The organism is Streptomyces sp. NPDC006643 (assembly GCF_042870175.1).
Classification (GTDB): domain Bacteria; phylum Actinomycetota; class Actinomycetes; order Streptomycetales; family Streptomycetaceae; genus Streptomyces.
Map to the genome: position 1 here is coordinate 43,317 of NZ_JBIAHA010000033.1, position 13,718 is coordinate 57,034.

The following is a 13,718-nucleotide window of genomic DNA, read 5'->3' on the forward strand; positions in this document are numbered from 1 at the left end:
CCGTGCTCCGAGGAGAGACAGATCCCCCATGTCGAATCAAGACAAGCTCGTCGAGTACCTGAGGTGGGTCACCGCCGATCTGCACAAGGCGCAGCAGCGTCTCGCCGAACTGGAGGCGGACAACGGCGAACCCGTCGCGATCGTCGGAATGGCCTGTCGTTTTCCGGGCGGTGTGGCATCGCCCGCGGATCTGTGGGACCTGGTGGCCGACGGCGTCGACGGCATCACCCCCTTCCCCGACAATCGCGGCTGGGACCTCGACCGGCTCTACGACCCCGACCCCACCAAGCCGGGCACCTCCTACACCAGGGAGGGCGGATTCCTGCACGACGCCGACCTGTTCGACGCGGCGTTCTTCGGTATCTCCCCTCGTGAGGCGCTGGCGATGGACCCCCAGCAGCGGCTGCTCCTGGAGACCGCGTGGGAGACCTTCGAGCACGCGGGCATCGACCCCACCACACTGCGGGGCAGCCGCACCGGTGTGTTCGCCGGTGTGATCGAACAGAGCTATCTGGGTCTCGACGGGCCGGCGGAGTTCGAGGGCTATCTACTGACCAGCAAGCTCAGCAGCGTCGCCTCCGGGCGTATCGCCTACACCTTCGGACTCGAAGGCCCCGCGCTCTCGGTGGACACGGCGTGCTCGTCGTCGCTGGTCGCCCTGCACCTGGCTGTGCAGTCACTGCGGTCGGGAGAGTCGACGCTGGCCCTGGCCGGCGGAGTCACGGTGACGGCCACCCCCAGCGGGTTCGTCGACTTCTCCCGACAGAAGGGCCTCGCGCCGGACGGCCGTATCAAGTCGTTCGCCTCGTCGGCCGACGGGACGGCCTGGTCGGAGGGTGTGGGGCTGCTGCTGGTGGAGCGGTTGTCCGATGCCCGGCGTCTCGGGCACCGGGTTCTGGCCGTCGTACGGGGGAGTGCCGTCAACCAGGACGGTGCGTCGAACGGTCTGACGGCGCCGAACGGTCCCTCGCAGGAGCGGGTGATCCGTGCGGCGCTGGCGGACGCGGACCTGTCGGAGCGGGACATCGACGCCGTGGAGGCGCACGGCACCGGCACCACACTGGGTGACCCGATCGAGGCGCAGGCGCTGCTCAACACGTACGGGAAGCGGCGCGCCGCTGACCGGCCCCTCTATCTGGGCTCGCTGAAGTCGAACATCGGACACACCGTCGCCGCCGCCGGTGTCGGTGGTGTGATCAAGATGGTGGAGGCGATGCGGCACGGAGTCCTGCCGAAGTCGCTGCACATCGACGAACCGACACCCATGGTGGACTGGTCATCGGGCGGGGTGGAACTCCTCACCGGCAACCGCGACTGGCCGGCCACCGGACAGCCGCGCCGCGCCGCGGTGTCCGCCTTCGGCGTGAGCGGCACCAACGCGCACGTCATCCTGGAGCAGCCGCCGGCCGAGGAGCCGGCACCGGCCCCCGCGGAGCAGGACCAGGACCAGGGCCAGGACCAGGACCAGGACCCGGGCCAGGACCAGGGCCAGGTCACACCGCACACCGATCCACCCGTGCCGCTGCCGGTCCTGCCCTGGATGGTGTCCGCCCGATCGCGTCCCGCCCTGCGGACACAGGCGCACCGGCTCCTGGAACACCTCGACAGCTCCGGGCAGTTCGACACCGGGGCGGACGCCGCCGCCGTGGACATGGCCTTCTCCCTCGCGACGACGAGAGCGGCACACGACCACCGTGCCGTGGTGGTCGGCGCCGGTCCCCACGATTTCCGCGAAGGCCTGAAGGCCATTGCCGCCGAGACCTCCGACACCCGTGTCACCCAGGGCGTCCGCGCCCATGGCCGTACGGCGTTTTTGTTTACGGGGCAGGGTGCGCAGCGGGTGGGGATGGGGCGGGAGTTGTATGGGGTGTTTCCGGTGTTTGCTGCGGCGTTTGATGAGGTGGTGGGGGAGTTGGATGGGTTTTTGGTGGAGCCGTTGGGTGTGACGGTGGGTTCGGGTGTGGGGTTGGGTGAGACGGTTAATGCGCAGGCGGCGTTGTTTGCGTTTGAGGTGGCGTTGTTTCGGTTGTTGGAGTCGTGGGGTGTGCGGGCGGATTTTGTGGTGGGTCATTCGGTGGGGGAGGTTGCTGCGGCGTTTGTGGCGGGGGTGTTGGGTCTTTCGGATGCGGTGGCGTTGGTGGCGGCTCGGGGTCGGTTGATGCAGTTGGCTCCGGGTGGTGGGGTGATGGTGGCGGTGCAGGCGGGTGAGGAGGAGGTGGTGGGTTTGGTTGGTGGTCGTGGTGGTGTGTCGGTGGCGGCGGTGAATTCGCCGTTGTCGACGGTGATTTCGGGTGATGTTGGTGTGGTGCGTGAGGTGGCGGGTGTGTTGGCGGGGCGGGGGCGGAAGGTGAGTGAGTTGAGTGTGAGTCATGCGTTCCACTCGGCGCATATGGATCCCATCCTCGACGAATTCCGCGCAGCCGCCGCCAAGCCGGTCTACCGGGCACCCGAGATACCCGTGGTGTCCACCGTGACCGGCCGCATCGCGGAAGGCGACGACCTGCGCACGCCCGACTACTGGACCGGCCAGCTGCGCGGCACCGTCCGCTTCGCCGACGCCGTCCGCACACTGTCCGAGCAAGGCGTCACGGCATTCGTCGAGATCGGCCCGGACACCGTGCTTGCCACCCTCGCCCGAAGCACCCTCGAATCCGACGCCACCGTCGTGGCCACCACGCACCGGGACGAGCCCGAAGCACAGACGCTCATCACCAGCCTGGCGCGACTGCACAACCACGGTGTGCCGGTGGACTGGCCCGCGTTCTTCGCCGGCAGCAGCGCTGGCACCAGCATCAGCGCCGGCACCGGCGCCCGCCGCGTCGACCTGCCCACCTACGCCTTCCAGCACGAGCGCTACTGGCTCGAAGCCACGAGCGGATCGACGGATCCGGCGAGCCTCGGGGTCGCGCCCGCCAACCATCCGCTGCTGGGCGCGGCCGTCGCCCTGGCCCAGGGGGACGAGGCACTGTTCACCAGCCGTATCTCGCTGCGCGCCCACCCCTGGCTCGCCGACCACACGATCGCCGGGGCGGCCGTCCTGCCCACCGGCGCACTGGTGGAACTGGCGATCCGCGCGGGCGACGAATTCGGCTGCACCCTGCTGGACGAACTCACCGCCACCACCCCGCTGGTGATCCCCGAGCACACGGCCGTGCAGATCCAGGTCGGCGTGGGCGCACCCGACGATTCCGCACGACGGCGCCTGACGATCCACGCGCGTCCGGACAGCGGCGACGCGCCCTGGACCCTGCACGCGTACGGCTTCCTGAGCACCGAAGCGCCCGTCGCCACCCCCGCGCCGGTGGCCGGCCCCTGGCCGCCCGTGGACGCCGACCCCGTGGACAGCGCGGCGGTACGGTCGCCGAACCCGGCCGGACACTCCTCGTACGAGACCTCGGAGCAGGCACCGACAGCCGTCTGGCGGCGCGGTGACGAACACTTCGTCGAGATCGGCCCGGACGACCGGACCCGGGCCGAGGCCGCGAACTACCTTCTGCACCCGGCCCTGCTCGAAGCCGCCCTGCGCTCCGCCCTGCCCCCGGAGCGCGCGGACGGGACCGGACCGCGGGCCGTGACCGTCACCAGGCTGCGCGGTGTCCGACTGCACGCGACCGGAGCCACGGATCTCCGAGTGCGCCTGACCCTCGACGGCGACCGTATGTCGGCGGTCCAACTGGCCGACGAGGACGGCCGAGCAGTCGCCACGATCGACACCGCCGAGATCCGGGAGCTGGACCGCGCCGAGATCACCGACACGGCACTGCGCACCGGCGACCAGCTCTTCCACGTCGGCTGGACACGACTGGCCGAACCACCTCCTGGCACCCCGGCGCGGTGGGAAAGCCCGGCCGTTCTGGGCGGAAGCTCGGCCGACGCGCGGACGTTCGCGACGGTCGAGGAGGCCGCGGCAGCCGTCGCGGCCGGGGCACCGGTCGACACCGTGGTGTTCCCCTGGACGACATCCCTCACCGACGACCGCGCCCGGGCGGCGCACCGGTCCACCGCCGACGTACTGGAACTGGTGCAGAGCTGGCTCGCGGACGACCGGCTGTCCGACACCCCGCTCGTCGTGACGACGAACGCCGCCGTAACCGTCCGGCCCGGCGAACTCACCGACCCCGTCGCGGCGGCGGTGTGGGGCCTGCTGAGGTCCGCGCAGTCCGAGGCGCCCGGCCGGATCGTCCTCGTGGACACGGACCCGGACACCGACTTGGACACCGACCCCGTCGAAACGGTCCGGCAGCTGCCCCACAACACCTCGGAGCCTCAACTGGCGTTGCGCGGGGGCCGGTTCTACGTGCCCAGGCTGGGGCGTGCGCCGGCCGGTACGGGAGCGGATGGGGGCTCGTGGGATCCGGCGGGGACCGTTCTTGTGACGGGCGGCACGGGTTCGCTGGGCCGGCTGGTGGCGGGGCATCTCGTGCGGGTGCACGGGGTGCGGCGGTTGCTGCTGGTCAGCCGTGGGGGCGCGTCGGCCGACGGGGCGGACGAGTTGGCGGCGGAGTTGAAGGAGCTGGGCGCGGAGGTGACGTTCGCCGCGTGTGATGTCGGTGATCGTGACGCGCTCGCGGAGGTTCTGGACGGTGTTCCCGCCGGGCATCCGCTGACCGGCGTCGTACACACCGCCGGAGTCCTGGACGACGGACTGGTCGGCACCCAGACCCCCGCGAGACTCGCCGCCGTACTGCGCCCGAAGGTGGACGCCGCCTGGCACCTGCACGAACTGACCAAGGACGCGGACCTGTCGGCGTTCGTCCTGTTCTCCTCCATCGCCGGCGTGGTCGGCGGCCCCGGCCAGTCCACCTACGCCGCCGCCAACGCGTTCATGGACGGCCTCGCCCAGCACCGCGCCGCCCTCGGCCTCCCCGTGACGTCCATCGCGTGGGGACTGTGGGAACAGGACGGCGGCGGAATGTCCGGCGGGCTCGGCCAGACCGACCTCAAGCGCATCGCCCGCAGCGGATTCTCGCCCGTCACCGTCGAGGCGGGACCGGCGCTACTGGACCGCTCCCTCGCTCTCGGTGCCCCCAACGTGGTGGCGACGCCACTGAATCTCTCGGCCGTACGCGACCAGGCCGAGATTCCCGCCCTGCTGCGGGGACTTGTCCGTACCGTCGTCCGGCGCGCCGCGCATGACACGGCCGGCGCCGCGGCGCCACTGGCCGAGCGGCTGGCCGGCCGAACCGCCGCGGAACGGCTCCCGCTCGTGACCGAAGCGGTGTCCCGGGCGATCGCCGGGGTCCTCGGTCACTCCGACACCAGCGGCATCGCATCCGACCAGCCGTTCCTCAAGCTGGGCTTCGACTCCCTGACCGCGGTGGAACTGCGCAACCGCCTCAACGAGTTGGCGGGAGTCCGGCTGCCCGCCACGCTGGTGTTCGACCTTCCGACCCCAGCCGCGCTGGCGGCCCGTATCTGCGAACTCCTCGACGGTCAGAGCGCCGCCGACGCGGACACCGCACCCCTCGTGGACTTCGCCGACGAGGTCCGCCTCGCCGATGACGTCCGGCCCGCCGCCGAGATCGTCCCCTTCGTCACCGACCCGGAGCATGTCCTGCTGACGGGAGCCACCGGCTTCCTCGGGGCGTTCCTGCTGCGCGACCTCATCCGTACGACGGGGGCGACGGTGCACTGTCTGGTGCGCGGCACCGACGAAGCGCGGGGGTACGCGCGGCTGAAGGAGAACATGGAGTGGTACGGCGTCTGGGATGAGGCGTACGCCGCGCGTATCTCTCCTGTCGTCGGCGATCTGGCTGAACCACGGCTCGGTCTGTCGGAGGACGCCTTCGACCGTCTGGCCGAGACGGTCGACGTCGTCTACCACAACGGCGCCCATGTGCACTGGCTCCACCCGTACACGACGCTCAGGGCGGCCAACGTCCGGGGCACCGAGGAGATCCTCCGGCTGGCCGCCCGCCACCGCACCGTGCCGGTCCACTACGTGTCGACCGTCGGGCTCTTCGACGGTACGGCGGCGGACGGCGTCCCGCTGAAGGTGACCGACCCGACCGGCCCGCCGGAGAAGCTGCCCAGCGGCTATCTCCAGAGCAAGTGGGTCGCGGAACAGATGATCGAGCACGCCCGGGACCGCGGCCTGCCCGTCTCCGTCTACCGGGTGGACGTCATCTCCGGCGACCGGATCAACGGCGCCTGCCAGACCAACGATTTCGTGTGGCTGAGCATCAAGGGCCTGCTCCAGGCGCAAGCCGTTCCGGCACAGGCCGGTGGGCGCTTCCATCTGCTGCCCGTGGACTACGTGAGCGCGGCGATCCTGCATGTGTCCGCCCGCCCGGTGGCCGCCGGCGGCACCTTCCACCTGTTCAACCCGAGCTCCGTGAGCCTGCACGACTGCGTCCGCCGGCTACGGACGCTGGGCTACCGGATCGACGAACTCGACTGGGACAACTGGCGCGCACGGATCCACGACGACCGGGAGAACGCCATCGCCCCGTTGCTCCACGCCTTCGAGATGATGTCGGCCGACACGGACGCGTTCTATCCGGCCATGGACACGTCGGAGACCGATGAGGCCCTGGCCGGCAGTGGCATCGAGTGCCCGCCGCTGAGCCCGGAACTCTTCGAGAAATACGTGCGGTTCTTCGTGCGGACCGGCCACTTCCCCACGGCGCGCTGACATTCTCGCGAGAACCGACCGGACGGCCGGAATATTCCTCTCTCCACGCGCGTGACGCCCCGGTTTCTGGCTCTGCCAGGGTGTCGGCGCGTGGAGAGTCGCCGGTGAGGGGGCATCGGTGGTTCTTGAGTGCCCGTCACAAGAACAGGACTACTGTCCAGTAATATGACATTCTCGCTCCTGTGTGCGAAGGAGTCGCGCCTCCACTGCATAGGGTCGGCTTAGACACAAGCACCGACCGGGCGCGAAAGCGCCGGAACAGGAGCGTGCGCAGTGCAGTTCAACCTCATCGGATCCTTCGAGATCGTGAACGATGACGGCCGGACCCACGCCCCCAAAGCCCCGAAGATCTGTCAGATACTCGCGGCGCTCGCGCTCCAGCCGCGTGAAACCGTCGCCACGGATTCCCTCGTCGGAGAACTGTGGGGCCAGGACGCGCCCAACAACGCCACCAGAACACTCCAGACGCACGTCTACCACGCACGCCGCATGTTCGACGACGCCCAGACCGACACCGCCGCCCGAAGACTCCTGCTGACCCGGCCCCCCGGCTACTGCCTCGACCTCGCGGACGACGAGGTCGACGTGTACGTCTTCGAACACCACGTGCGCCGAGCCCAGGGAGCGCTCACCGAAGGCCGGCCCGAGCGCGCGGCCGAACACCTCGACCGCGCCCAGGCCCTGTGGCGCGGCAACTTCCTGGGCAACCTCCCCGTGGGTCCCCTGCTCGCCGGCCGGATGGCCCACCTGGAAGAACTCCGCATCCGCGCCCTCGAACTACGCGTCGAGACCGAGAACCGCCTCGGCCGGCACCGGGACTTCCTCCCCGAACTGCGCGCGCTGGTCAACGACCACCCGCTGCACGAGTGGTTCCATGGACAGCTCATCTCCTCCCTGCACCGGGTCGGCCGCCGGGGAGAGGCCCTTCAGGCGTACCAGGACCTGTACCGCATCCTCAAGCGTGAGCTGGGTCTGGAGCCCTCCGAGGAGATCAAGCGGCTCCAGGCCGAGATACTCCAGACCGATACCAACCCCCTGCTGAAACTCCGCCTGCACAACAACTCCGCGCCGCGATCCGCCACAGCGCTGTGGGCATCGTCCGTGGCCACCTGACGCGTACGCCCCGCACGGGCGCCGTACGTGTGCGACCAGGCCACGTACGAGACTCCTCGCTCCAGTCACCAGACCGGCGAGGGGTCGCCTCAGCCGCGCCCGCGTACAGCCCTTCACGGATGCCGGCGATGTCCTCGGCCCCCCGGGAGATAGGCGCGGGCCGTCAGTCCTGCGGGGTGAGCAGGACGATCGGTATCTCGCGGGCGGTCTTCCGCGCGTACTCCTCGTACAGCGGGAAGATGCCCGCCATCCGGAGCCACAGGGGCGCGCGTTCGGCCGGGGACGCGACGCGGGCGCGGGCGGTGAACCGGCGGTCGCCGACCTGTACCCCGACGCTCGGGTCCGCCCGGAGGTTCTTGAACCAGGCCGGATCGTCGTCGTCACCACCCTTGGAGGCGACGACGACGAAGTCCTCGCCCTCGGTGCCGTAGATCAGACAGGTGCGGCGCGCGATGCCGGTCCTGCGTCCGGTCGTGGCGAGTACGAGCACATGGACGCCGTTGGACTCGTGTCCCTCGGCGCCGCCCGAGGCGAGATAGGTACGAGTCTGCTCGGCGACCCACTCCCACTGCGAGTCCGTGGCGTGGTCGAGGTCATCGGCGACAGCCATGACGGAGGGTCCTCTCTGTGACGGAAGTCCGGTACGGGCTCATTCAGTTCAGCTCCTCGACCAGCCCGATGATGACGCCGGCGGGGCCACGGACGTAGCAGTAACGGCAGATGTCCTCGTACCGCGCCACTTCGCCGACCAGTTCCGCGCCGTGGGCGCGCAGACGGTCGAGGACGCCGTCCACCGTGTCGACCACGAACGTGAGCCGAGGGATGCCCGGGGTGTTCACCGGCGCTCGCGGCGCGGTGCCGGTGGCCACCGGCGAGTGGAACGTCGACAGCTCGACCCGGCCGTGGCCGTCCGGGGTGCGCACGACGACCATGTCCGCCCGTACGCCGTCGAGACCGATGAGCTGGTCCACCCAGTCACCCTCGACCGTCGCCTCGCCCTCCGGTTCCAGGCCCAGTTCGACGAAGAACGCGACCGCCGCCGCGAGATCGTCGACCACGAAACCGACGTGATCCATCCGGTGGATCATGAGTCCTCCTGTGTCACGCGGCCCCTCGTGGCCGCTCGTACCCCTGGGACGGAGCCGGTCCGGTGTTCTCGACACGGCTCGGAAAAGAATCTTCCCGGCGGGTGTCGAGAACGTGTCGTCGGCTCCGACGTACCCCACGAAAGAGAGTCCCGGCCCCGCGCCCGCGGGATCGAACAGAAGGAGCCAGACATGACCACCACCGGTTTCGACTACGCCCTCACCCGCACCCTGGACGCTCCGGTCGAGCAGGTCTGGGCCGCCTGGACCCAGGCCGACCGGTACGGGCAGTGGGCCCACGCCGAGGACGTCGTCCTCGATGTCCGGCCCGGCGGCGCCTGGAGCTCCGTCATGGTCATCCCCGGCGGCACCCGCGTCCCGCTGTCCGGACGCTACGTCGAGGTAGTGGAGAACAAGCGGCTGGTGAACGGCATGAGCGTCCCGGGCCGCGAGGAGCTGGTCCTGATGACCGTGGACCTGGCCGCCGACGGCGACCGGACCCGGATCACCCTGTCCCAGAGCCTGGGCAGCGCCGAGGAGCGCGACCAGTCCGAGTCCGGCAGCAACATGCTCCTGGACGGCCTCACCGCCTACCTGGCATCGGCCTGAGCGGGGACCGGCCGGGCAACACCCGCTTGCGGGACGGCGGTTGAGAGATCGCCGGTGGTTGGGGGACGATGCCGCCCCGGTGCGGTCAGCGGTCGTGCTCGGCCAGCATGCGGTTCTTGCCGGCGAGGATGTGCGCCTCCATCAGGCGGGCGGCATCCTCGCCCAGCACGGCTGGTCGTCACGCCGCTGCGTAACCCATGGCGGCCACCAGTTCTCCCTCCATATCGCCGCGGCATTCAGGCTCGGCGGCAACGAGCCCTATCCCGGCGAGTTCCAGCCCACCGGCGGCTTCGCCGACTTCGCGTCCGTCGTCGACGGACGGGTCGCGCCTTCGCGTTCTCGATGCGCTGCCGCATACGGTCGGCGGCGCCCCGCGCGTCGCCGGCCGCCAGGGCGTCGTGGACGGCGCGTGGTCATGGGCGGGCGACTCCGCGCCGGACTGCTGGAGCGGCTCGGTATCGCCGAGGAGGTCAACGCGCGGGCCACGGTGGTGGAGAAGGGTTTCACCGCGCTCGCCGTGGTCGACGGCCGGGCGGAGCCGGCCGTACAGCAGATGAGTGAGCTGCTGTTCGTTCCCGAGGCCGAGATCGTGGGACCGCTGCCCGGACGGGGCCCAGCACAACACCAAGTTCTCCGTCGCGCTCGGTACGGCGGCCGTCGGCCTGAGCTGGCCCGGCGAACTGCACACGTTCCTCGCCGGAGAGGAGGCCCGAGATGCGTACCGGAACGCGGGACTCGACGTCCCACCGCTGGACTGAGCGGTAGGCGGCACCCGGCCCGCTCCGCCTGCCCAACCGCGCCCACCTGCGCCGCGATCGCCGGCACGGACGCGCCGCGCGTCGCCCGGGACAGCCTGGTGGAAGGGCTGAAGTCGGACATCACCTGTCTGAACGCACCCGCGTTCTCGTCGTTCTCTTCCTGGTCTGCGGATTCGTGGTGGTCGCGGGTCAGACGGTGGCCATCGCCGTCGGCTCCGCCGCACTGATGACGGCTTTCGGCTCCGACGTCGCCGAAGTGGCCTGCGCCCTGGCCGGGTTGGCGGGTGTCTTCGCCTTCCTGCTTCTGTACACCCGCGAGGGGAGGGAGAAGGCGGGCGAGCTGGAGGAGTGAGCGGGCGCGGCGGGCCGTCGGCGGACACGGCGGCGTCGCCGCACCCGAACCGCTTACACCGTGGCTCGCTGACCGGTCACGCCTCGTCCGCGGTTTCCTCCGGGCTCACGCCGTCCCGCCGCCGACGGTTCTCACGGCCGGTGTGGGTGGCCACGGCGTAGCCGGCGCCACGTCCTTCCGCACGGGCCACGATCAGCCCGTGGCGCACCCGGACCGCGACCTCGGTGAGGTCGTCGGTGAGGTCGTCCGCCGGCTTCTCGCCGAGGGCCGCCGCGACCGTGCCGTCGTCGTCCAACACGACGCGCGGCCGGGGCAGTTCCCCGGCCGCGAACACCCGTCGCAGAGAGCCGACGAGATCGAGGATCCGCAGCCGGGCCAGCCGGCCGGTCTCGGCGGGATCGCTCGTCACGACGACGAACGTGACCTTGTCGCGCAGCCGCGCCGCGAACACCGTCTCCTCGGCCGCCGACAGCCGCCCGACGCCCAGTACGACCACCACACCGTCGTCGCCGAGGTCGACGCGGCTGCCGGTGATCTCGTCGCGCGGTTCACGGGGAGCCGCCCACGGGTCTTCCGCCGCCTGGGCCGGAGTGATGAAGGGCAGATGAGCCGGTTCCCCGTCGTCAAGGAGGGCGATACCGGCCAGATGCTCGGCGGCGCGGGCCAGGTCGAACGGATCGCTGACCCCTGGAGCGTTCTCCGCGAGACCGGCCGCGCCGTTGAGCAGGGTCAGCGCCAGCTCGGCCAGTCGTACCGTGGAGCGGCGTACGGCCGTGCGCGGCTCCAGTGCCAGGGCGAGAAGCAGGGCCTCGAACCGGAAGAGTTCGGCCAGCGCGGTCCGGGCCGGCTCACCGTCCAGCACTCCGGACAGCGAGCGCAGCTGAAGATGGCCGTCCCCGGGGGTGTCGCCGGTGAGGGGCAGCCGTTCCAGCCAGACCCTGGCGAAGGCACCCAGGGCCCGCCCCGTGGAATCGGGTGATTCCACCGGAGGTTCGGCCGCGAGCCAGGCCTGTTCGGCGGCGTCGGCGAGCACCGCGAGGTACAGCGCGCGCTTGCCGCTGAAGTTCGAGTAGACCGCGCCCCTGGTCAGTTCGGCCCGCTCGGCCATGCGGTCGATCTTGGCCTCCGCGTAGCCGTACTCGGCGAACTCCTGCCGGGCCGCGACCAGGACCGTCGCACGGGTCCGCTCCTGCTGCTGTGCGCGGGTCAGTCTCACCATCGTGTCCCCTTCCGCTTCCGCCGTGCCATGATACGGGCAACATCCAGATGATACCGTCATCTGGATTTCGCGAGCATCGGAGTTTGCCAGTGGGGGCAGCAGTGGGTGACAGCAGTGCGTGACAAGGGATTCGAGGTCGAAGGACTTGTCAAAAGATTCGGCAGGACGACAGCGGTCGACGGAGTCAGCCTCTCGGCTCCTCAAGGACAGGTGCTGGGAGTGCTGGGGCCCAACGGCGCGGGCAAGACGACCGTGGTCCGGGTGCTGGCGACACTGCTGCGCCCGGACGCCGGCCAGGTGCGCGTCGCAGGGATCGACGTACGGCGGGAACCGGCCGAGGTGCGCCGCCGCATCGCCCTGTCAGGGCAGCACACGAGCGTCGACAACGAACTGTCCGGGCGGTCCAACCTGGTGATGATCGGCCGGCTCCTCGACCTCGGACGGCTCGAAGCCAGGCGCCGGGCGGACGAGTTGCTCGCCCGCTTCGGCCTCGGCGACGCGGCGGACCGGCGCGCCGCCACCTACTCGGGAGGGATGCGGCGCCGGCTCGACCTCGCCGCCAGTCTGGTGGGGCGGCCGGAGGTCATATTCCTCGACGAGCCCTCGGTCGGCCTGGACCCCGGCAAGCGCGACGAGTTGTGGCAGATGATCCGGGGGCTCGCCCAGGACGGAGTGACGGTGCTGCTCACGACGCAGTACCTCGAAGAGGCCGACGCACTCGCCGACGAGATCACCGTCATCGACCACGGGTGGGTCATCGCCTCCGGCACCCCCGCGGATCTCAAGCGCGAGGTCGGCGGGCACACCGTCGTACTGCGCCCGGCCGATGTCGGCGACCTCGGCCGGGCCGCCGAGATCGTCGCCCGCGTCGCGGGACGGGAGCCCGACCGGTCACGTCACCACGAACTCGTCGTACCGGTCGCGGGCGACGCGCAGTTCTTCGCGATCACCGCCGAACTCCACGGCCAGGGCATCGATGTCGGCGAGTTCGCGTTCCGCCTGCCCAGTCTCGACGAGGTCTTCCTCTCGCTGACTGGGGCACCCACCGCCGACGCCAAGGACACCGTATGACCGCCACCTTCCCGCCGCCCGCCCGGCCGCGCGGCTTCGCCACCCTCCGGCACAGCGGGATCCTCGCCCGCCGCAGCCTCGTCAAGACCGCCCGGAACCCGGGCCCGGTCATCAACGGTGTCGTCACCCCGGCACTGTTCATGGTCTTGTTCCTCTACCTCTTCGGCGGCCCGGTCGCCGGCTCCACCGCCGAATACCTCCAATACCTGTTCCCCGGGATCCTCGCCATGGGCGCCGGGCTGGCCGGCATGATCTCCACCGCGTCGGCCATCAACCTCGACCTGAGGAACGGCGTCACCGACCGGTTCCGCAGCCTTCCGGTCAGCCGTACGGCGCCGCTGCTCGGCTCGGTGGCGGCCGACCTCCTGCGTTATCTGATCGCCGTGTCGATCCTCTCCGTCATCGGCGTCCTGCTCGGATTCCGTGTCCAGGGCAGCCCTCCCGCCGCACTGGGCGCGGTCGGACTCGCCATCCTGTTCGGCTTCTGCCTCAGCTGGGTCATGGTGTTCATCGGAGTCCTCGTCAAGAGCGCCGACGCCGTGCTGTCCTTCAGCTTCATCGCCTTCCTGCCGCTCCAACTGGGCAGCAGCCTGGGCGCCCCGACCGACACCCTGCCCGGCTGGCTGCGTGCCTGGGCCGACATCAACCCCGTCACCCACGTCATGGACGCGTGCCGCGCCCTGTTGAACGGAACACCGGACGACGGGAGTGTCGGTCTCACCCTGCTGTGGTCGGCCGTCCTGTTCGGCGTCTTCTGCCCGCTCGCGGTCCGCGCCTACGGCCGCCAGGAGTGAGCGACGATGCCGGCCGACGGCACCGTACCGACACCGGCGAGGCAGCCCGAGCGGATTCGCCTCACGCGCCACCGTCACCGGCG

The 13,718-nt window shown here is 70.5% G+C and carries 10 protein-coding genes; 6 read left to right on the plus strand and 4 right to left on the minus strand.

Annotated features, from left to right (window positions below; translation table 11 throughout):
* Positions 1–28 precede the first annotated feature (28 nt).
* A complete protein-coding gene (locus tag ACFYNU_RS34465; protein WP_388768350.1) occupies positions 29–6,634 on the plus strand; it encodes a type I polyketide synthase in 6,606 nt (2,201 codons plus the stop codon).
* Positions 6,635–6,907: 273 nt separating this feature from the next.
* Positions 6,908–7,747 (plus strand): AfsR/SARP family transcriptional regulator, encoded by an 840-nt coding sequence (locus ACFYNU_RS34470; RefSeq protein ID WP_356596185.1) that lies wholly within the window; start codon positions 6,908–6,910, stop codon positions 7,745–7,747.
* A 163-nt stretch (positions 7,748–7,910) separates the two neighbouring features.
* On the opposite strand, the gene ACFYNU_RS34475 is transcribed toward ACFYNU_RS34470, so the two are convergent.
* On the minus strand, positions 7,911–8,357 hold the full coding sequence (locus tag ACFYNU_RS34475) for a nitroreductase family deazaflavin-dependent oxidoreductase (RefSeq protein ID WP_356596187.1): 447 nt from the start codon (positions 8,355–8,357) through the stop codon (positions 7,911–7,913).
* Between the two features lie 43 nt (positions 8,358–8,400).
* Entirely contained in the window at positions 8,401–8,823 is a 423-nt protein-coding gene (locus ACFYNU_RS34480) for a VOC family protein (protein ID WP_356596189.1), read from the minus strand.
* A 201-nt stretch (positions 8,824–9,024) separates the two neighbouring features.
* Between ACFYNU_RS34480 and ACFYNU_RS34485 the strand changes: the two genes are divergently transcribed.
* Positions 9,025–9,441, plus strand: coding sequence for an SRPBCC domain-containing protein (locus ACFYNU_RS34485; RefSeq protein WP_356596191.1), 417 nt, complete (start codon positions 9,025–9,027; stop codon positions 9,439–9,441).
* A 178-nt stretch (positions 9,442–9,619) separates the two neighbouring features.
* Here ACFYNU_RS34485 and ACFYNU_RS34490 read toward each other — a convergent pair whose 3' ends face one another.
* Positions 9,620–10,066, minus strand: a complete 447-nt coding sequence (locus tag ACFYNU_RS34490; RefSeq protein WP_356596193.1) for a hypothetical protein — start codon at positions 10,064–10,066, stop codon at positions 9,620–9,622.
* Between the two features lie 311 nt (positions 10,067–10,377).
* Here ACFYNU_RS34490 and ACFYNU_RS34495 point away from each other — a divergent pair, with 311 nt between their 5' ends.
* Complete coding sequence (locus ACFYNU_RS34495) at positions 10,378–10,551, plus strand: hypothetical protein (RefSeq protein WP_356596195.1); 174 nt, start codon at positions 10,378–10,380, stop codon at positions 10,549–10,551.
* Positions 10,552–10,627: 76 nt separating this feature from the next.
* Here the strand turns inward: ACFYNU_RS34495 and ACFYNU_RS34500 are convergent, their stop codons facing one another.
* Positions 10,628–11,770, minus strand: coding sequence for a helix-turn-helix domain-containing protein (locus ACFYNU_RS34500; protein WP_356596197.1), 1,143 nt, complete (start codon positions 11,768–11,770; stop codon positions 10,628–10,630).
* A 105-nt stretch (positions 11,771–11,875) separates the two neighbouring features.
* Between ACFYNU_RS34500 and ACFYNU_RS34505 the strand changes: the two genes are divergently transcribed.
* Both ACFYNU_RS34505 and ACFYNU_RS34510 read left to right on the plus strand, forming a co-directional pair.
* Positions 11,876–12,841, plus strand: a complete 966-nt coding sequence (locus tag ACFYNU_RS34505) for an ATP-binding cassette domain-containing protein (RefSeq protein ID WP_356596199.1) — start codon at positions 11,876–11,878, stop codon at positions 12,839–12,841.
* Entirely contained in the window at positions 12,838–13,635 is a 798-nt protein-coding gene (locus ACFYNU_RS34510) for an ABC transporter permease (RefSeq protein WP_356596201.1), read from the plus strand. The genes ACFYNU_RS34505 and ACFYNU_RS34510 overlap by 4 nt, the downstream gene beginning before the upstream one ends.
* Positions 13,636–13,718: the final 83 nt, after the last annotated feature.